The sequence below is a fragment of the Rhizobium sp. N731 genome, from assembly GCF_001664145.1.
In the GTDB taxonomy this organism is placed as follows: Bacteria; Pseudomonadota; Alphaproteobacteria; order Rhizobiales; family Rhizobiaceae; genus Rhizobium; species Rhizobium esperanzae.
This window is the reverse complement of the sequence record NZ_CP013601.1, coordinates 811,065-828,535: the sequence shown is the minus strand read 5'-3', so window position 1 is coordinate 828,535 and position 17,471 is coordinate 811,065. Positions and strand designations below refer to the sequence as shown.

The 17,471-nt window shown below is 58.9% G+C and carries 21 protein-coding genes; 4 read left to right on the top strand and 17 right to left on the bottom strand.

Annotation, left to right across the window (positions count from 1 at the left end):
* Positions 1–18: 18 nt before the first annotated feature.
* Genes AMK02_RS04085 through AMK02_RS29890 form a run of 5 tightly spaced genes read right to left on the bottom strand, consistent with a single transcriptional unit; the run spans position 19 to position 2,197 of the window.
* Entirely contained in the window at positions 19–1,056 is a 1,038-nt protein-coding gene (locus tag AMK02_RS04085; protein WP_064800778.1) for a tyrosine-type recombinase/integrase, read from the bottom strand.
* The gene (locus AMK02_RS04080) at positions 1,043–1,231 is read right to left on the bottom strand and encodes a hypothetical protein (RefSeq protein ID WP_064800777.1); all 189 of its coding nucleotides are present in this window, start codon (positions 1,229–1,231) and stop codon (positions 1,043–1,045) included. The genes AMK02_RS04085 and AMK02_RS04080 overlap by 14 nt, the downstream gene beginning before the upstream one ends.
* A complete protein-coding gene (locus AMK02_RS04075; RefSeq protein ID WP_064800776.1) occupies positions 1,228–1,479 on the bottom strand; it encodes a hypothetical protein in 252 nt (83 codons plus the stop codon). The genes AMK02_RS04080 and AMK02_RS04075 overlap by 4 nt, the downstream gene beginning before the upstream one ends.
* Positions 1,476–1,973: a hypothetical protein gene (locus AMK02_RS04070; RefSeq protein ID WP_064800775.1), complete on the bottom strand. Its 498-nt coding sequence runs from the start codon at positions 1,971–1,973 to the stop codon at positions 1,476–1,478. Before AMK02_RS04070 ends, AMK02_RS04075 begins: the two co-directional genes overlap by 4 nt.
* 41 nt (positions 1,974–2,014) lie before the next feature.
* Positions 2,015–2,197 carry an Arc family DNA-binding protein gene (locus AMK02_RS29890; RefSeq protein WP_082929643.1) on the bottom strand — a complete coding sequence of 61 codons (183 nt, stop codon included), beginning with the start codon at positions 2,195–2,197 and terminating at the stop codon, positions 2,015–2,017.
* A gap of 114 nt (positions 2,198–2,311) precedes the next feature.
* On the opposite strand from AMK02_RS29890, the gene AMK02_RS04065 reads away from it, so the two are divergent.
* The 3 genes from AMK02_RS04065 (at position 2,312) to AMK02_RS04055 (ending at position 4,707) form a co-directional block, all read left to right on the top strand.
* Entirely contained in the window at positions 2,312–2,854 is a 543-nt protein-coding gene (locus tag AMK02_RS04065) for an Arc family DNA-binding protein (RefSeq protein WP_064800774.1), read from the top strand.
* A 582-nt stretch (positions 2,855–3,436) separates the two neighbouring features.
* On the top strand, positions 3,437–3,715 hold the full coding sequence (locus tag AMK02_RS04060) for a hypothetical protein (protein ID WP_064800773.1): 279 nt from the start codon (positions 3,437–3,439) through the stop codon (positions 3,713–3,715).
* A 140-nt stretch (positions 3,716–3,855) separates the two neighbouring features.
* Positions 3,856–4,707: a nucleoside 2-deoxyribosyltransferase gene (locus AMK02_RS04055; RefSeq protein WP_064800772.1), complete on the top strand. Its 852-nt coding sequence runs from the start codon at positions 3,856–3,858 to the stop codon at positions 4,705–4,707.
* A 79-nt stretch (positions 4,708–4,786) separates the two neighbouring features.
* On the opposite strand, the gene AMK02_RS04050 is transcribed toward AMK02_RS04055, so the two are convergent.
* The 12 genes from AMK02_RS04050 to gmd form a co-directional block, all read right to left on the bottom strand.
* A complete protein-coding gene (locus AMK02_RS04050; RefSeq protein WP_082929642.1) occupies positions 4,787–6,340 on the bottom strand; it encodes a phage portal protein in 1,554 nt (517 codons plus the stop codon).
* A gap of 93 nt (positions 6,341–6,433) precedes the next feature.
* On the bottom strand, positions 6,434–7,876 hold the full coding sequence (locus AMK02_RS04045; protein ID WP_064800771.1) for a hypothetical protein: 1,443 nt from the start codon (positions 7,874–7,876) through the stop codon (positions 6,434–6,436).
* Positions 7,873–8,274: a hypothetical protein gene (locus tag AMK02_RS04040; protein WP_064800770.1), complete on the bottom strand. Its 402-nt coding sequence runs from the start codon at positions 8,272–8,274 to the stop codon at positions 7,873–7,875. Before AMK02_RS04040 ends, AMK02_RS04045 begins: the two co-directional genes overlap by 4 nt.
* Positions 8,275–8,278: 4 nt before the next feature.
* On the bottom strand, positions 8,279–9,187 hold the full coding sequence (locus AMK02_RS04035) for a head maturation protease, ClpP-related (protein WP_064800769.1): 909 nt from the start codon (positions 9,185–9,187) through the stop codon (positions 8,279–8,281).
* A 21-nt stretch (positions 9,188–9,208) separates the two neighbouring features.
* The gene (locus tag AMK02_RS04030; protein WP_145924212.1) at positions 9,209–9,532 is read right to left on the bottom strand and encodes a terminase small subunit; all 324 of its coding nucleotides are present in this window, start codon (positions 9,530–9,532) and stop codon (positions 9,209–9,211) included.
* A gap of 90 nt (positions 9,533–9,622) precedes the next feature.
* Positions 9,623–10,834: a helix-turn-helix domain-containing protein gene (locus tag AMK02_RS31020; protein WP_145924211.1), complete on the bottom strand. Its 1,212-nt coding sequence runs from the start codon at positions 10,832–10,834 to the stop codon at positions 9,623–9,625.
* 185 nt (positions 10,835–11,019) lie between these two features.
* Positions 11,020–12,051 (bottom strand): hypothetical protein, encoded by a 1,032-nt coding sequence (locus AMK02_RS04015; protein ID WP_145924210.1) that lies wholly within the window; start codon positions 12,049–12,051, stop codon positions 11,020–11,022.
* Positions 12,029–12,493: a hypothetical protein gene (locus tag AMK02_RS04010; RefSeq protein ID WP_145924209.1), complete on the bottom strand. Its 465-nt coding sequence runs from the start codon at positions 12,491–12,493 to the stop codon at positions 12,029–12,031. Before AMK02_RS04010 ends, AMK02_RS04015 begins: the two co-directional genes overlap by 23 nt.
* A gap of 17 nt (positions 12,494–12,510) precedes the next feature.
* Positions 12,511–12,717 carry a hypothetical protein gene (locus AMK02_RS04005; protein ID WP_064800763.1) on the bottom strand — a complete coding sequence of 69 codons (207 nt, stop codon included), beginning with the start codon at positions 12,715–12,717 and terminating at the stop codon, positions 12,511–12,513.
* A gap of 174 nt (positions 12,718–12,891) precedes the next feature.
* Positions 12,892–13,914 (bottom strand): class I SAM-dependent methyltransferase, encoded by a 1,023-nt coding sequence (locus AMK02_RS04000; protein ID WP_064800762.1) that lies wholly within the window; start codon positions 13,912–13,914, stop codon positions 12,892–12,894.
* Positions 13,915–14,182: 268 nt separating this feature from the next.
* On the bottom strand, positions 14,183–15,133 hold the full coding sequence (fcl, locus tag AMK02_RS03995) for a GDP-L-fucose synthase (protein ID WP_064800761.1): 951 nt from the start codon (positions 15,131–15,133) through the stop codon (positions 14,183–14,185).
* Positions 15,134–16,195, bottom strand: a complete 1,062-nt coding sequence (gene gmd, locus AMK02_RS03990) for a GDP-mannose 4,6-dehydratase (protein WP_064800760.1) — start codon at positions 16,193–16,195, stop codon at positions 15,134–15,136. It lies immediately after the preceding gene.
* A 184-nt stretch (positions 16,196–16,379) separates the two neighbouring features.
* On the opposite strand from gmd, the gene rfbB reads away from it, so the two are divergent.
* The gene (rfbB, locus tag AMK02_RS03985; RefSeq protein ID WP_064800759.1) at positions 16,380–17,435 is read left to right on the top strand and encodes a dTDP-glucose 4,6-dehydratase; all 1,056 of its coding nucleotides are present in this window, start codon (positions 16,380–16,382) and stop codon (positions 17,433–17,435) included.
* Positions 17,436–17,471 lie beyond the last annotated feature (36 nt).

The window sequence follows — 17,471 nt, the reverse complement described above, 5'->3', positions numbered from 1 at the left end:
TTTGCTTCAGTTGGAAACTCAGTTGGGAGAATTTGTTCTCGCTTCGAGCTTCCGGATGGCGCTTTCCGCCAAAGCGACATCCCGTTTCAGATAATTTGCATCGAGGATCGAACGCACTTCGCGCAGGGTGTGACCGGTGATCGTTGCAATTTCGGCCTCGGTCGCACCGGCCAGAGCCAGACGCGTGACAGCCGTTCCGCGCAGATCGTTGAAGGTTACGCCGAACACGCCAGCGGCGCGGCAAGCCTTGCCCCAAGACGATCGGAAACCATCCGGTGTCCAAGGTTCGCCGTAGCTGTTGAGCAGGATGTTTCCGGCCTTCTGCCTGGCCGCGTCGAGTCTGATTTTGAGCGGGCCGCCGACCGGAATTGTGACGTTGATCTTCGTCTTTCCCTGCCGCAGCCGGATATACGTCCCGTCATACTGCATCCACGTGAGTTTCAGCAGATCGCCCTGCCGCTGCCCCGTCCAGAGAGCGATGATCAGCGGCAGATGCAGGTGCTCGTCTGCCGAGGCGAGAAACGCGGCCTCGTTCTCTTCCGTCCAGACGAATTCGTTCCGCGTCGCGCGATAGACACGGCCGCCGCGCTCGCATGGGTTCACGTCGACGAGACCGCCTTCCTTCGCCCAAGAGAGGATCCGCGCGAACACCTGCCAGCCGTAATCAGCCTGCCTGCGAGACTTTAGCGCTCTCTCATCCCGCCACGCTCGGAATATGCCCCGTGTGCGTTTGTCAGCGAGGGCCGAGAGCGGGAAGGTGCCGAACTTGCCCTCGATGACCTTTATCAGCTTCACGTAGTCACTTTGGGTGCGCGCCGCGAGATCGTGCCATTCCGCGCTTGATTGAAAGCCATTTAGGATGCTTTGGAGCGTCCCGGCCGCCGGCTGCACCTTGCGTGCATGCGCTGCATTATAAGCTTCGTCGAACTCTGGATCGCCCGGCTTGCCTGGAAGGCGCGGCCCGCCCTTGAATGCGTAGTAATAGGTGACTTCCTCACCGCTCGCCAAGGTCTTCTTGACGGGGTTCACGCCCTTGTAGTGCTTAATTGTGCGCATTGCTTTTCAACCACTGATCCAGAGGATTATCAGGCGCCGTCGACTCCGTTGCGCAAACGACGCTGATTTTTCCGTTTTCGATTTCGACCCGGCCGACGGTAACGCCACCCGCTCGCACCGCCTGGACCGCACGAGTGATATCGATTTTGCGGAAGGTGGCGCGTCGCGAGCTCATGATCTCTCCATCTTCGATCGCGTCCGCAGCCCCTCGAGCTCCGTCGTCACATCTGCGATCTCGGAGGCGACGTCATCCAGCAGGCGCGAGCAGGCTTTCGCGACCATCGCCAGCTGATGGAGCTGATCGCGATCGCGAATGCTCGACTCGGCCAGCCGCTCGAGCGCGTCGGAAAGAGTGTCGGCGATCGACTGCGCCTCGAGGGCGATATCGCTCGCTTCCTTCAGTTGATTGTGCTCGGTCGTCACGTCGCATCCCCCTCGAGCTTCTTCCCGAGGATGGCGGCAGGGGCAATGAGATCGCGCGGAGCAATCCGCCGGCCGTCCCAGATGCGCGCGCCCCAGAGCTGCTGCTGCTGTTTCTGCTCATCCCACCAGGACGAGATCCAATAGGTCACGGCCTGGCCGTTGACCGCGACCTCGTAGGCGCCTTCGCCGTCGAAAACATTGCGCTCGGCGATGATCACGATCGCGCTGCCGGCCGCATTCACGATGCGATGACTGGCCACCTTTGGGCAGTCCGCGCGCAGAAGCGCCAGCAGGGTTTTGATCTGCTCGATACAGGCCTCGATGGCCTCGCCGAGCTGTGCGTCCGTTAGCGGCAGCTGGGTATGATCTTCCCCAGCTGCCGCCGTCGCCGCGGCCAGCAAAGCGGCGGCAGTGCTGCCCTCGGCGAACTGGAAAAACTCGCGACGGGAAAGCCTTGCATCCCGACCGCCATTTGCATTATGATCCGTCTGCATTTGATACCTTTCAGGTGTTAGAAAAAGCCGACGCTGGTTTCTCAGGCCGTAGCGTCGGCTTTTTGCGTTTCCGCAGATGAGCGAATCTGCTTCTCCAAGATTGTGACGATTTCGCTGTTGATCGAGCGGCGGTTTTCCGCAGCCATAGCCTTCAGCGCGTCACGCATTCCATCTGGCATGCGCAGGTTGAACTGATCTGATCGGCGAGAGGAGAGATTTTCCATCGGGCGAGTCCAGAGTAATTTACTACCATTCGATTAATAGTAAATTACTTCCATGGACGCAAGCGCCAATGGTAGTTAATTCATACTATGCACGGCAATCTTAGGCGGACAGGAATGGCTCGCGGCGACTTTCCCAGCACAAAGCAAGACCAATTCAATCTTCGCCTTCCTGCAGGTATGCGCGACGAGATCCAGCGGCTAGCGGCCGAAGATGGCCGCTCAATGAACGCCCAAATCATCGAGCTTCTGAATTTCGCCATTCAAAACAGCGGCTTGGACATCGATGAAATTATGCAAATGCTTGTTGTGCAGCGGCAAGAGATGAACGATCTGCGAAAGCAGATATCGGTGCCAGGCGACCGAACCCAAAACGCCAGTGACGTGCAGCGGCAGCTGGACGAATGCCGCCAGGCGCTCAAACAGAAAGACGGCCTGCTGATGGCGGTCTGCCTGCAGCTTTTCATGAACCGTGATGTGTTGCCGGCCGAATCAGTCGTCCTCGCCGACTCCCTGCTCAAGAGCGCCGGTGAGGTGGATCTATTGGACTTGAATGAGGACGAAGTTTCCGCGTTGCCTGTAGCGCGCTACCACGCGCTTGTGCGGCGCTTCTTTAAAAAGAAGGGCGCGGCCTCTAATAAGAAAGATTCAGCGGCCTAGTTCAGATGTCCGAACCTTGGACATTTGACCCGACACGAAAAACATTCCAGACGAGAATGTTTTCCGGCCAGTTTTAAAAGCGTTCCAGACGAGAACGCTTTTTGGCGAGAAAGTCTTCCAGACGGGAATACTTTCCGGCGGAATTCTAGCTTCGAATCAAAGTCGCCCCAGTGTTAGATTTTTCCGATGTTTAGGAGCGCGGCGCGCGTTTTCCCCAGGCAAGCCACGAAATCAACCCCCCTAAATATAATGACTGTGGATGACGGGGATTAAACTGCCTAAGCGCCTGATGAGCTTTAGCTTTTCTCGGATGAACGTCGCGTCGAAACGCCTTATTTGTTCTCAGAAACGAACAGAGAACAAATTTCGTTGGCTTGACTTGGAATCACCCAGGCTCCCATATTCCGGCCACCTTCTGACTTCCGGAAGGCGGTACGAAAAAACCGAGGCCTGGCAGCCTCGGCTTCGTATCTAACCGCAACGGCTCGGAAAAGCTTGCGGATCAGGTATTGCAACAAGCGCAAACTGACGCGCTGATACCAATCTGTCAAGCGATTCCGAGCCACATAAAGAAAGCTTTATATGGCAAACTATCTTCTTACGTACGATCTCAACGGGCCTAAGCCGTCTCACCATGAGATGGACCAGTTTCTTGAGAAGCTGGTGGCAAACAGAGGCCGCGTGCTCGAAACAGTATGGTGGGTTGATTATCCGGGTACGGCTGCGCAGCTTCGTGATCGGGTGAAAACCATTCTCGGTGACGAGGATCTTCTATTGGTGATCGAAGCCAAGAGTGCGGCATGGACGAAGCTCCTTGTCACGAATGATTCTCTTAAATCAGCTTGGGCCGCAGCTGCCTAAAAAGTGATGAAGGCGGTCATTAAATGGCCGCCTTCATTGTGCGTTCCGCACCATGCCGGAACATCAGCGTGATGATGTCACGCTGCTCGACGAGGTGGCCCAACCCTATCAATCCATCGGAAAGTAAGAGGGAACTCAGAATGACCGAGAAGCCATTCGCGCTCGTTTTGATGCCATTCTCAAGCGACTTTGACGATATCTATCGCCTTGGCATTCGAGAGGCCGCCAAAGAACATGACGTGATCGCCGAGCGGGTCGACGAGCAGCTGTACTCTGAGACAATGATGGAGAGGATATATCGGCAGATCGACGCAGCTGATTTCGTTATCGCGGATATGACAGGCCGGAATCCTAACGTATTTTACGAAGTAGGGTACGCCCATGCCAAGGGAAAGCTGTGCACCCTTCTGACGCAGGATACAGCCGATATCCCATTCGATTTGAAGCATCACCGGCACCTGGTCTACGGCGGCAAAATTTCGCGGTTGCGAGAGTTGCTTTCTCCCGAACTGCAATGGCTGAAAGCCGAGACCGAAAAGAAGAATACCAGCCCCTTCTCGGTAGAGATGAAGACAGAGGGTCTGCTCGTAAAATCCGAACACCGGGCCGACGCAGAATTGACGCTGCGATTTGACTTATACAATCGCACGAAACGTCGAAGCGCCGATATTGAAGCCATTTATCTGCAAACCGGAAGAATTTGGACATTCAAGCAGAATGGGGAAAAGTGCGCTTCGTCGGATATCGATAAGGACACCAAGCGTGTGCGGCGGCACTTTGTGAAAGCTCCGGTTACGCGTCTGCCGCCGGATTCGTGGGCTCAAATCGAAGTAGTTGGCTCCGCAATGATGTGGTCAAAGTATCATGGCGACGAACCTGTCAAAGATGTTTATCCGTTGCGAGGGTACCTTGTCCTTGAGATAGTAACCTCCGATGGACTCTTCACCGAAAAATTCAACATCGATATGGAGATCGATGAATTCCCGTTCTGAATGCGCGTGAAAGGGTTTGCCGCCCTGCGCCGCCGCGCCTGGCCGCCGTCGGCGAGGGCCGGGCGGGCGAGAATACCTTTCACGATGAAGCACCGCCCTGCTCTGTGGCGTCCTCTACGCGCGCAACTACATTAGCGCTCGAGAAATTCAGGCCAAGGCTTTTCTCTCGAGCGCGATCGGCTGCGATGCGCCGATCGGTTTCCTCCGGATCGTAGCCTTCGGCCTCGATCACATCGGACCGCGCCTTGAAGCCGGCATCGACGGCGAGCTTTTCGGCCTGGCGGTCCTTGAGCGGATCGACCCAATCCCAGCGCGGCGTAATCCACTTCGCCCGCCGATAGCCATACGGATCCGTGAGGTATTGCGCCGGCCCGACCGTCAGCCGGCCGGCGAGAACCGCGTCATCCATGAAGCGGCGCCAGATCGGGCGGCAGAGCTGGTAGACCATGACGGCGTGCTGCATCGCCTCGATGCGCCGGCGGAACTCGACCAGGCCGGCGCGGATCGAGCCGTAGTTCGCCTGCCGAAGATCGCCGGTCATCGCCGCATAGGGCACGCCGAAACCAGCCGCCATCCGCAGCAGGTTGCGATATTGGAACGCCTCGTAATTGCCGCCGACATCCGCCGGCTCGGCGAAGGTGACATCCTGCCCCGGGTCGAGGTCGAGCATGGCGCCCGGTTCCAGCGCGATCGCCGAATCGTTGCCGGCCGTCTGTGCGGCCTCGATACCTTCCGCCATCGGATGCGGCGCCGCGTCGTCGCCGAGCTCGGTGGTGATGAAGCCGCCGAACAAGGCAGCGACGCGTTTGCGCTCCAACTCTGCGTCGTCATAGCAGTCGAGCACCGCCGCAGTGACGATCGCCGAGAGCGTATGCGGGATGCCGCGGATCTGGCCGGCAAAGCCGGTCGGGTCGAAGAGATGCAGGATCTCTTCGGCCGGCACGCGCACCTGCTCGCCGACAAAGCCTTTGCGCAAGTCAACCTGGTCGGCGCCGGGATGCTGGCGCAGGAACCAATAGGCGACGCGCTTGCCGATCGCGTTGAACTCGACACCCATCTGCACAAAGTTGCCGTTGTCGAGCACGCGATTGTCATTGAGCGGCAGCATCTCGGACGGCAGCAGCTGCAGCTGCAGCGGCACGATCAACCCGTCTTCCGGCCGCCGCGTGCGCAGCCGCACGAAACATTCCCCCGCGTCGAACATCTCGGAAGCGATCGTCGCCTGCATGCCGTAAAAGTCGGTAAGCCCGTCGGCGTCCGCCTCGTCGCTCCAGTCCAGCCAGACCTCCTGCAGCTTCGCCGTGAACGCGGCGTCCTTGTTGAGCGACGAGGGCTTAATGCCGGCGCCGGCGAGCGCCGAGACGAAAACCTTTTTCGCCTGCATCGCATAGGGATTGTTCTGACTGAGGTAGCGCGATCGGGCGACGACGGTTCGGCCGTAGGCGCGGATCTGCCGGTTGATCTCCTGCGTCGTCGTGGTCAGCCCCTTCAGGCGCCGCGACGCACGGCCGGCGTCAAACGCCTGGTGGCGCATGGGCGTCGTCTCGACTGATATCAGCGCCGTCGACTCGCTCAATTCCCCCCGTCCGGCGGCGATACCGAAAAAGCGGCCGACCCATGTCCCAATGCCCATAAATCACCTCATTTCCAGCTCGGCGTATTGATCGGACGGCCGCCGCCCGCCGCCATGTTTGATGGTTTTGCGTGCCATAAAATTCGCTCCTGATTAGGTGCCGAAGGCGATGAACGGCAACAGCCGCGCCGTCGCATCGGCGGTGACGAAGTCAACGGTCAGCGAGCCGGAAGCGAAAGCTTCGAACTCCCCGAGATCTGCCCCGTTGGAAATGTTGAGACGTGTCGTCGAGCAGTAGCCGGTCTTCGACAAAGCGCCCATCGAGCCGCCGCCCGAGGCGGTCAGCCAGCCAGCGCCGAAGCCGGCGCCGGCAATGGTCGTATTGACCGCGCCAGGTCCGGTAAGGAACAACGCCGACACCGGCGTGATGCCGAGGCCCGAGGCCGACACCTGGCCCGGTGACGTTGGCGTCGTGATCGTGCCGGCCTTGGCCGTAAGGCGGCCGCCGAAAGACCAGGCGGCATAAGGCAAATCGACATCGGTCGCCGTGCTATATGTCGCGGTGACGTTCGCACCGGAAAAACTGATGGTGCAGGTTGGGATCGAATTTGCCCCATAGCCGGCCGCCTTATTGTTGACTCGCCCTTCGCCCGTTCCGGACGCGAGATATCGGCCGGCGTCATATTGCGTTGCCGACCCGTCATTGAGGGCAAAGCCGAATGTCTGAATTGCAGTGCTGCCGGCGAGGCCGGTTGCAGCCATGAAGGCATCCGACATCAAGAGGCCTTCAGGCGTAAAGCCTATGGTCTTTGTCGCCGTGCCGTCGCTCTCGCCGGCGATGACGCCGACCTCGGCGTGGCAGTCGGAACCTGCGAAAAAGATGACGAAACCGCGCTTGCTATAGAGTTCGGAATGGAGCGTGGTGATGTTGATCGTTACGCCGTCGCTGTCGAACGACACAAAGGTGGCGGCGAGCATCAATGTGCCTTGCGCGTTGGTCTCGTAGAGGCACCCGGTTGTGACGTATCCTCGGTTATCGGAGTTCGTGCCGAATTCGGTGCAGGACATGACGGACCATTGATTGGTGCCGTCAGTTGCGCCGAAATTGTGGAAACCTTCTTCCCCGGAGGCGCCGTGCCCGGTTTCGGAAACTTCGGCATTGGATAGGCAGAAAACCGCCATCTTCGGCGTGCGGCCGCCGAGCTCGCCGGTCGTAATCTGAAAATTGCCGGTCGCCGACGGAAGCTGGAAATTCGCATATGCGACCACGGCGTCAGAGGCGTTGGAATAACTCAGCGTCGCCGCCTTGCCGGTCAGCGCCAAGCTCCCGGCGGCCGCCGGCATTTTGAGTGAACGCCGCAGCGAAACATCATTGCCCGCGAGCGCGAACGTGCCCGCCGCCGCCGGCATGCTCACGCCCGGGATAAGCCCCGCATCGTTTCCGCCCAGCACGAACGCACCTGGCGCGGCCGACATGCGCAGCGCCCGCTTGAACGCGGCGGCATTGCCGGCGACGGCGAAAGATCCGGGCTCCGCCTCGAGCGTATTGCCGGCCGCCGGCGGGGTGAACCGATAGGAATTGACCATCATGCTCATGAGAATCCCCCTTGAATGAGCGTCAGAACCGGCGGTGTGGGCTTCAGGACATAGCGGAACGAAAAGGCGAGCCCGATATCGCCGATCATCGAGCGCGCGCCTTCATAGCGCCCGCCGGCGCCGTCCTTCGTCAGAGCTTTGAGCTGCGCGTCCGTCGCTATCACGTTGATCACCCGCGCCCGCATTCGATCGAGATCAGTGCCCTCGACAGCGACATAGACATTCGGCGTCATCGTCACGATCCGCGCGGCGGTCGGCGGCGGCGAAACCGGATCGCTGTCGGCGGCTGTCTCGTCGTCGCCAATCACCACGAACCATTCCTTGACGCCCTCGAGCACCGATCCGATCGCCACCAGGCGAGCGAGAATCTGTTCGTGTGTGTCGGGCGCCGAAACCATCTGCTCACTTTTCCCCTGCACTCGGATGGACAGAGAACCAGTTGTTTGCCTTGTTCAGTCGATCGACGACGTGATCCCAGCTCGACGGCCCATTCACGACGTTCGTCGATGACAGCGGTCCCGTCGCCTTTGCTTTTGCATAGGCTTCCGGCGCCTCTTCCTGAATGCGGGTTAACACCCGTTTCACGTCCGGATCGGATTCACGGCCGAGGCAATTTTCTCGGATGAACGCGGCGATCCGTACATCACGCTCGGCTTTGGCGCTTGCCGCCGCAACTATGCGCTCTCTCGCATCCTGAAAGCCGCGTGACGGCGGCCTTGTGCCAGCTGCGGCAGCAATCGCCGCCGGCACCTTTGCATAGGTATCCCAGGCAAAAGCTGCAGGCTTTGCAGCGCGGCCGTCCGTGATGCGGGTGGCGTAACGCTTTTGCACGGCCTGGCCGCCATCCATCCAGGTTTCATCGGCCATCTCGCGCCGGATCTCGGCGCTCGGCCTGCGCGTCTGCTTCACGTAGATATCGGCCAGCGATCGGTTGATGATTTCCAGAGACTCGATCGTCTTCGCGTGATCCTGGGCATTGCCCCAGGTGAGACCTGAAGCCTCGTGGACCATCATGAAGGCGCCAGGTCGCATGATGATTTCTTGCCCGGCCATCGCGAGCACCGAGGCGGCAGAGGCCGCGATACCTTCGATCAGCACCGTGACTTTGCCAGGATGACTGCGAAGAATGTTGTAGATCGCAACTCCATCGGCCGCCCAACCGCCCCCTGAGTTGACACGAACGGTAACGTCCTTACTGCCGATCTCGGCGAGTGCATCGCGCACGTTGATCGGCGTGAAGCCCTCTTCGTCCGTGACGCCTTCGCCAACGGTGCCATAGAGCCACAGCTCTCCATTCTTCAAAACGTTCATTGAGATATCCCCTTCGGTTGTTCAGCGGGAATGCCAGCTGATGGAGGCCTTTAACTTCGCGGCGGCGGCGGCGTGAGCTGCGCCGCGGTCGTGTTTCTGCTGCTTCAGTTGCCGGAAAAATCCGAGCCACGCCCACGCCTCAGACAATTTGATCTGCCACTGGCTTCCACATCCGCCGCGCCAGACGAACGGCATCCCGCGCCTGAGATATCCCCGCATCGTTGGCAACGACACGCCGAGAAGTTCAGCCGTATCGACCAGCGTAAAGACACCGTCCGCCACATCTGCGGGGAGCGAATGCGCCTCCATCGCACTCGTCATTTCTGCTTCGCTTAGCGGTCTCATTGCGGTCGGCTCCAACAGGAAAATGTGAACAATCAGATCATCATCAGGTCATTCGGCGGCGTACATAGTCGAACGGACTGCGCTGCCGCCTCACCCGCTTTGCGCTTTTTGCTGGGGAGGACCCGCCGACTGCATGGTCGGCGGTCCGTCGACAGGAAACCAGACGAAGGCGACGCCGCGCGGCAGCTTCAACCATGGCCATCCCCGCTCGTCGAAGGCGCTGCGCCACTGGTGGAAGGTCGGCGCATCAACCGCGACGGCGTGCATCTCGGGCAGGTCCTGCAGTTCATGCGGAGAAAGGTTCATGCCCTTGCCATCGGCGGCCCGCTGCAGCATGTCGTTCGCCCGAGGCCAGCCGTAGGTTGCCAACCGCTCCAGCGCTGCACGATGGCCGGCAGCGCCGCCGGCGGCGATCAGCTTTTGGATGAAGGCCGGTGGCGCTGGAGGTTCGATCGGAGCTGTCGCCAGCAATCGCAGCAGGTAGGCCGTCCAAGCCTTCCCGAACGGTGCCGCGACGACATGCTCGGTCTCGCTCGGCTGCTGTTGCGGCACTGCCTCCCAAAGCCGCTCGCTGAGGTAGGTTGATGGCGCCGGCGTGTGATCCTTCCGGTTCTTCCGAAGCAGCGACAACCACGAATCCCGCATTCGCAGCGCTGCGTCGCGGTCCTCAGGCGAAAGTTTCTGGAAGGCTCGTTCAGCGCTAGCCAGCGATAGGCCAGCGAAATTCGGCCAACCATCAACCAGGCGCTGGAAGGCGCGTCTTACCGCCTTGCGATCAGCTCGTTCATCCCCATCCGAAATTTGATCCTCTCCCGCGCGCTCCTGCGCGCTGAGAGTGATGGTTCCTGATGGTTCCTGATGTATAGGGTGCAGACTGGAGTCCGTCATCTGCACCCCCCCGGTGCAATCCACGGACTCTATTCTGCACCCCCCCGCAGATTCTGCGGGGGGTGCAGCCGCTGCGGGGGGTGCAGATTCTGCACCCCCCCTAACATCGGTAATTCCGCCAACTGGACCGGCCTTAAGCAAGGCGAGATTGATCTGATATTTGTTCACGCCCGAAGGACCGGCGCCCGGAAAGATCTTGATCAGACCGCTTCCCGTTTCCCCATGGCCCTTAAGGCGATTGAGCGTCATTTGAGCTGTCCGGACAGAGCAGCGGCTTTTTTTCGCCAGCGCTTCGATACCGGGCCAGGAATTGCCCTTGTCATCCGACCAATCCGCGAGGGCCAGCAGCACCATAAATTCGGTGCGGTCATCAGGGCCATTCTCCCAGACTGTGTTCATTACCGCGATCGACATTTCAATGCGTCCTCGAAAATCCTGTAGTGGAAGGCGGCGGGGCTCATAAAACCGCCGCCTTCGCTTCTGATTGGCTCACTCACAAACGAAAGGAGAATGAGCGCCAATTGCCGGTGTTATTTCGCACACACATCACCGCCGGCTGGACGTGCGAGGAGGCGACGAACCCTCCCCCCTCATGAACCTCATTCTTCGCTGACCGGCGGCCCGTCGATGCCGAGAAATGCACGCGGATCGGTGTCGTCGCGATAATCGAAGGCGCCACCGGAATGCCGCACCAACGCCACCTCGACCCGCTCGGTCGCCAGGATGCGCGCATCGATTTCGGCTAGTTTCTTGGTTCGCTGCTCCAGCGAGAGCGATTGCTCGTCTTCTGCATTCGCATCGATTTCCTTTTCAATCGCCGCGATCATGCGGCCTTTGAACAGCCAGGCGAGCAGCGGCAGGTGCGGAGCTTGAACGAAGCGCGTATGGCCAACGTCGCCTGGAAGCGGCACGCCGACCCCCCGTCCGCGGGCGATCGCCTCATAATCGGGCCATATGACGCCCTGACTCGGACCATGGTTGACCATGTAAGTCACGTCCGGACATCCGCGGCGGGCCAACTCCTCGATCTCGGCGCGCGCCCTTGCCTTGATCTCAGCCGAGGGGGTTGCCTTGGAGAGAATTTCATGCCGATCGGCGAATAGCGTCGCGATCTCGTTCCGCTGTTTGTCGATTTCCGGCAGAAGCCGGTCGGCCGATGGAAACTTGATCGCGGATGCTGACACCTGGATTGCGGTAGACCGAAGCGATCGGATGTATGTTTCAATGCGGGTCAAAAGACGACCCTGGGCCATCTTTCTTTCGCCAATTGCATCTCGCCTGTCCTGCACGGCCATAAGCATTTTATGCGCCTCAGCGCGCTTGCTATTCAGCCTGGCGAACTGATCACTGCTAAGGCCCCATTTTTCTCTCTGAATTGCTAGCTGCCGAGTGGCCTCGTCATGCGCTTCGCGCGCCTCGTTCCACTTTTGGGAGGCCAGGCCGACAAGATCGGTCATGTCGCTGACGCGTTCGCGAAGTTCGCTCAAGGCTGCATTGGCGCTTGGAGGAAGCCGGCTCGTATCGACGATGTCGTTGCCATAAAAACTGATGTCGCCGCTCGGCACATCGTCGGGCAATTTTGGGTTCAACATTTGCAAAAGCCTCTCGTTACTGATCTTTGAAGGAATCATCCGCCGTCTGCTGGCTCACGAATAGGCCGAGCTCGCGAGCCAGCACCGCGCGCACTCTTGCCGCACTCAAACTGCGATCGAAGATCTTGAGAATTCGCCAGAAATTTGCCTTGATGCCCTGTGGATAAGGGCAAGTTTTCCGCTCTCTGTAGCGCCACCAATCAGGCCCCGAACGAAACCTCTCAAGCCCGTTAGCGATCGCTTCTGACCTCTCGCGAATCGAACTTCCGGGAAAAAATGTGGCTGCGGTTTCGCGTATCAGCCGGTTGCGCTCCTCGAGCGCGGCCGTCGTTTTCCAGTTACGCTGACCCGCTGCCGGCTTCAGTCCAAGGGCGGCGTCGAGGCTCGGCTCGGCGCCGTCGATCACGCGCTGGACGGCGAGCCGCAGTTCCGCCGCGCCGTCACCAGCGTGATCGGCCAGGATCTGCTGCAGCGTTCGCAATGGATCGGATACAATTGTCATGATGCAGGAGCTGCTTTTCCTGCAAATCTGAGGGCGTGAGCACGCTTCGACGCCTCGACCGCGTCGAGCACGCTGAAATGAAAGCGCGCCATCAGTTCGAGTAACGGATTGCCTTTGATCGTGTCCGCGTTGCTACACAGCCAAAGGGCCGCTTCCGACACTTTTTCGGTTGGAAATTCGCCCGTAAGGCTTTGATTTTCCATAATGCGATTTCTCCATGGTTGGAGAAAATCGGAAACGTTATCAAATTTCAGCTAGGGACTCTGACTCCGTCGATCTTGGTTCGAATCCAGGTTCCCCAGCCAATTCTTCTTCTTCAATCTCAGATAAGCTCCGTTCTGTCGACAAAACAGGACAGACGGCTTTTTTGCTGGGTCCTATTCAAAGAGGATGATGCTTGCCGGAGTTGGCGGCATCGGTTTGACCGTGACGCCGGCGAGGCCGGCCAGTTTTGCCATCTCAGTCAGCTCGCTTTGCCTATAAGCCTGGCCCGCCGGTGTGCTGGCGAGCATCTCCCAGGAGAACGCCGCGGGAAAAGGCGGCGAGACGCCGTCTTCATTCGGCACGAAATCGACCGCGACGATCCGGCCATCCGCTGCAAGGCTCGCGGTGATCTTTCGCAACAGCTCAGCACATGTCGGCAAATCGAAATGGTGCAGGAAATTCGGAAGCAGGACGAGATCATAACCGGCGCCCCAGTCGACGTCGAAGGCGCTGCCGGCGATCGTCCGGTAACGGTCCGCCACGCCTGATTTTTCCGCATTCTGCCTCGACAGCTCCAAGACGGCGCCCCAGTCGACGGCGACGATCTCCGTCGATGGAAAGGCCTTGGCAATTTCGATGCCGAAGAGGCCCGGACCTGCCGCGATATCCAACACCTTTTTTGGAGGGCTCGGCCAGCCGGAGATTTCATCAGCCAATATTTTAGCGCTGAGACCGGTGAAGGAGCCCATGCCGCGCGCAAACTTCAACCAGACGGGATTGTCCGCCGACATGTTCGCAAGACCGGCCGAACCGCCGTTTCGCACGACGGCGGCCGGATCGCGCAGAAAATTATTCAGCACTTCGGGTGCAGCGGTAAACTCGACGGCAGAGCCCATAAAGGCCGGCGAATTGCGATCAAGGAACATTCTGGTCGAGGGCGTCATTCGGTACTGTTCGCCGTCCTTGGTCAGGAAGCCGTGGACCACGAGATAGTCGCAGAGGATGCGCACCCCTCGCTCCGAGGCGCTTGTTGCCGACGCCAGCCCTGCCGCCGTCTTGCCGTCGCCGATATGAGTAAAGAGATCAAGCTCGATGGCCGCCCTGATCGCCGCCGTCTTTCGGCATGCAAACAGTGCATCGACCACGAGTTCGGGCGACACGACGCCAGCATGGGCGTCCTCGACAATTGTTTCCATGGAATCCCCCGGAGCCTCGCCCGATCGTGTCTGGCAGCGCGCCAGCCGCAGAAATTATGCGTATATCCGCATATTCCACAATACTCCCCGCGCTAACCCTATCGGGTTCCCCGCCTCAATGACCGGGCTATTCTGCCGGCCGCCGCACACTTGTTGCGGTACATGCTCCGGGTGCCCATGAGGCAATCGGAGGCTGGCGACACCGCGAAATCGCGAAGACCGCTGCAGGAATGGAGAAATGCCGGTCCTCACCGGCCCAGTATCAGTATCAGGCCGCGGGATCGGCTCCATTTTCGAACTGCAGAAACCAGGCGTAAGTGGCTCGGATACCATCCTCGAGCGAGATGCGCGGTTTCCAGCCCATGTCCTGCAGCTTCTTGTTGCTCATCAGCTTTCGCGGCGTGCCGTCGGGCTTGGAAAGATCGTGGATGATCTCACCCTCGTAACCGACAACGCGGCAGACCAGACGCGTCAACTCGATAATTTCGAGATCCGTGCCCGAGCCGACATTGACGTGCTGCGAGCCCGAATAGGTTTTGAGCAGAAACACCAGGGCGTCGGCGCAGTCGTCGACGTGAAGAAACTCGCGGCGCGGGGTTCCCGTGCCCCAGACGACGATTTGCGGGTCTTTGCGCAGTTTCGCGGCATGCGCCTTGCGGATCAGCGCGGGCAGCACGTGGCTGGAGTTCAGGTCGAAATTATCGCCGGGGCCATATAGATTGGTCGGCATGGCCGAAATGTAGTCCCGACCATATTGTTTGCGATAGGCTTCCGCGAGCTTAATACCGGCGATCTTGGCGATCGCGTACCATTCGTTGGTCGGCTCGAGCGGCCCGGTCAACAGAGCCTCTTCGGGAATCGGCTGTGGAGCGAGCTTCGGATAAATGCAGCTTGAGCCCAGGAAGAGAAGCCGGTCCACGCCACCACGATGGGCGGCTTCGAAGAGGTTGGTTTCGATAATCAGATTGTCATAGATGAATTCTGCGGGATAGCTGTCATTCGCAAGGATACCGCCAACCTTGGCAGCGGCGAGAATGATCGCGTCAGGCCGGGTTGCTTCAACAAATTTCTCGACCTGGTCCTGCCGCTTCAAATCGACCTCGGCGCGGGTTGCCGTGATGACCGTGCAATCTTCGGATTGAAGCCTGCGCACAAGAGCACTGCCGACCATACCACGATGACCGGCAACCCAGATCTTCTTGTTGGATAGATCGTACACTCAGACCTCTTTCCGGCCGCCCTGAGCCTTCCAGTGCTTGATATCCTCGCGCACCATCTCGGCGGCGAGCTCACGAACCGGCGTCTTATGGTGCCAGCCCAGATTCTGACGTGCCTTAGTCGGGTCGCCAAGCAGCAGATCGACCTCCGTCGGGCGAAAATATCGAGGATCGATTTCCACAAGGCAAGCGCCGGACGCAGAGTCATAACCCTTTTCGTCGACGCCGGACCCCTTCCATTCCAAGGTGATGCCGGTGTCGGCGAAGGCCCACTCGACAAACTGGCGGACACGCGTCGTCTCACCCGTCGCCAAGACGTAGTCATCCGGCTTATCCTGCTGCAGCATGAGCCACATGCCCTCGACATATTCGCGCGCATGGCCCCAGTCACGCTGGGCGTCAAGATTTCCCAAAAAGAGCTTGTCTTGAAGTCCGAGGCTGATGGCGGCCACGGCCATCGTGATCTTGCGCGTGACGAAGGTCTCGCCGCGAAGCGGGCTTTCATGGTTGAACAGAATGCCGTTCGACGCGTGCATACCGTAGGCCTCGCGATAATTCACGACGATCCAGTAGGCATAGAGCTTGGCTGCAGCATAGGGAGAGCGCGGATAAAAAGGCGTCTTCTCGTTCTGCGGCACTTGCTGCACGAGGCCGTAGAGTTCCGATGTCGATGCCTGGTAGAATCGGCTTTTTTTCTCAAGACCCAGGATGCGGATCGCTTCGAGCAACCTCAACGTTCCGATACCATCGGCATCCGCCGTATATTCCGGCGTTTCGAAACTGACGCCGACATGGCTTTGTGCGGCAAGGTTGTAGATTTCATCGGGCTGTGTCTGCTGCACGATCCGCAGGAGGTTGGTCGAGTCGATCATATCGCCGTAGTGGAGGATGAAGCGCGGATGAGTTTCGTGCGGATCCTGATAGATGTGCTCGATGCGGCCGGTGTTGAAAGACGACGATCGCCGCTTGATGCCGTGGACTGTATAGCCTTTGCTCAAAAGCAATTCGGCCAAATAGGCACCGTCCTGACCAGTTACCCCAGTAATAAGCGCGGTTTTCGTCATTTTTCACGTCGTCTTTCGATGCAATCTTCGGGAGGTGTTTATGGAAACGACCGAACCAGCGCAACCCCAATGTGACCGACACCCGGGACAAACGAAATTCAGCATTGTCGATCTCTTCGGTTGACGGCGGGTTGGCGCAATGAGACTAGAGCTTTCCATTTATCAGATGTCCAAAGGGAAAAACATGATCTTGGTGACGGGAGGCGCCGGTTTTATCGGTGCGAATTTCGTGCTCGACTGGCTTGCGCTTCACGATGAGCCGGTCGTCAACCTCGATGCCCTCACCTATGCCGGCAATCTTGAGAACCTTAACTCCATCTGGAGTGATCCGCGTCATGTCTTCGTCAAGGGCAGCATTGCGGATTACGACCTTGTCGACGCACTGCTCCGTGCCCATCAGCCTCGCGCCATTCTGAATTTCGCTGCCGAAAGTCATGTCGATCGATCGATCCATGGGCCAGAAGAATTTATCCAGACCAATATTGTCGGCACGTTTCGTCTGCTGGAGGCAATCCGGGGATTTCTTGCCTCACAGAATGAAGACTTCCGGGAAAGCTTTCGCTTCCTTCACGTATCGACGGACGAAGTCTATGGTTCGCTTGCTCCCGACGAGGCCGCTTTCAGCGAACATCGCAAATACGAACCCAATAGTCCTTATTCCGCGAGCAAGGCAGCAAGCGACCATCTGGTTCGCGCCTATCATCACACCTATGGCCTACCCGTTCTGACGACGAACTGTTCGAACAATTACGGTCCCTATCATTTTCCCGAGAAGCTTATTCCGCTCGTTATTCACAATGCCCTCTCGGGGAAACAGATTCCGATCTACGGAGACGGGATGCAGGTGCGCGACTGGCTGTTCGTCAAAGATCATTGCAGCGCCATTCGACGTGTTCTGGAAAGAGGAAAAGTCGGGGAAACCTACAATGTCGGCGGCAGGAATGAGCTGACGAACCTGTCGGTCGTCAATACGCTCTGCGAAATTCTCGACGAATTGAGGCCCCTGCCAAACGGGGCGAGCTACAAGGCGCAGATTTCCTTTGTGCGTGATCGGCCAGGTCATGATCGCCGTTACGCCATCGATGCGGCCAAGATAGAAAGGGAGCTGGACTGGCGCCCTAGTGAGACCTTCGAGACAGGCATTCGCAAGACCGTCGAATGGTATCTCGCCAACGATGCTTGGGTAGAGAACGTCACAAGCGGCAGCTATCGACAGTGGATCAACCGGCAGTACCAATAACAGCTTGGTTAGAGGCAGGCTCCGCCCGCTGGCGGG

What these genes read in the sequence shown, in the direction of transcription:
- AMK02_RS04085 (WP_064800778.1), bottom strand. Translation starts at nt 1,056, where the DNA reads ATGCGCACAATTAAGCACTACAAGGGCGTGAACCCCGTCAAGAAGACC.
- AMK02_RS04080 (WP_064800777.1), bottom strand. Translation starts at nt 1,231, where the DNA reads ATGAGCTCGCGACGCGCCACCTTCCGCAAAATCGATATCACTCGTGCG.
- AMK02_RS04070 (WP_064800775.1), bottom strand. Translation starts at nt 1,973, where the DNA reads ATGCAGACGGATCATAATGCAAATGGCGGTCGGGATGCAAGGCTTTCC.
- AMK02_RS29890 (WP_082929643.1), bottom strand. Translation starts at nt 2,197, where the DNA reads ATGGAAAATCTCTCCTCTCGCCGATCAGATCAGTTCAACCTGCGCATG.
- AMK02_RS04065 (WP_064800774.1), top strand. Translation starts at nt 2,312, where the DNA reads ATGGCTCGCGGCGACTTTCCCAGCACAAAGCAAGACCAATTCAATCTT.
- AMK02_RS04060 (WP_064800773.1), top strand. Translation starts at nt 3,437, where the DNA reads ATGGCAAACTATCTTCTTACGTACGATCTCAACGGGCCTAAGCCGTCT.
- AMK02_RS04055 (WP_064800772.1), top strand. Translation starts at nt 3,856, where the DNA reads ATGACCGAGAAGCCATTCGCGCTCGTTTTGATGCCATTCTCAAGCGAC.
- AMK02_RS04050 (WP_082929642.1), bottom strand. Translation starts at nt 6,340, where the DNA reads ATGGGCATTGGGACATGGGTCGGCCGCTTTTTCGGTATCGCCGCCGGA.
- AMK02_RS04045 (WP_064800771.1), bottom strand. Translation starts at nt 7,876, where the DNA reads ATGAGCATGATGGTCAATTCCTATCGGTTCACCCCGCCGGCGGCCGGC.
- AMK02_RS04040 (WP_064800770.1), bottom strand. Translation starts at nt 8,274, where the DNA reads ATGGTTTCGGCGCCCGACACACACGAACAGATTCTCGCTCGCCTGGTG.
- AMK02_RS04035 (WP_064800769.1), bottom strand. Translation starts at nt 9,187, where the DNA reads ATGAACGTTTTGAAGAATGGAGAGCTGTGGCTCTATGGCACCGTTGGC.
- AMK02_RS04030 (WP_145924212.1), bottom strand. Translation starts at nt 9,532, where the DNA reads ATGAGACCGCTAAGCGAAGCAGAAATGACGAGTGCGATGGAGGCGCAT.
- AMK02_RS31020 (WP_145924211.1), bottom strand. Translation starts at nt 10,834, where the DNA reads ATGTCGATCGCGGTAATGAACACAGTCTGGGAGAATGGCCCTGATGAC.
- AMK02_RS04015 (WP_145924210.1), bottom strand. Translation starts at nt 12,051, where the DNA reads ATGATTCCTTCAAAGATCAGTAACGAGAGGCTTTTGCAAATGTTGAAC.
- AMK02_RS04005 (WP_064800763.1), bottom strand. Translation starts at nt 12,717, where the DNA reads ATGGAAAATCAAAGCCTTACGGGCGAATTTCCAACCGAAAAAGTGTCG.
- AMK02_RS04000 (WP_064800762.1), bottom strand. Translation starts at nt 13,914, where the DNA reads ATGGAAACAATTGTCGAGGACGCCCATGCTGGCGTCGTGTCGCCCGAA.
- gmd (WP_064800760.1), bottom strand. Translation starts at nt 16,195, where the DNA reads ATGACGAAAACCGCGCTTATTACTGGGGTAACTGGTCAGGACGGTGCC.
- rfbB (WP_064800759.1), top strand. Translation starts at nt 16,380, where the DNA reads ATGATCTTGGTGACGGGAGGCGCCGGTTTTATCGGTGCGAATTTCGTG.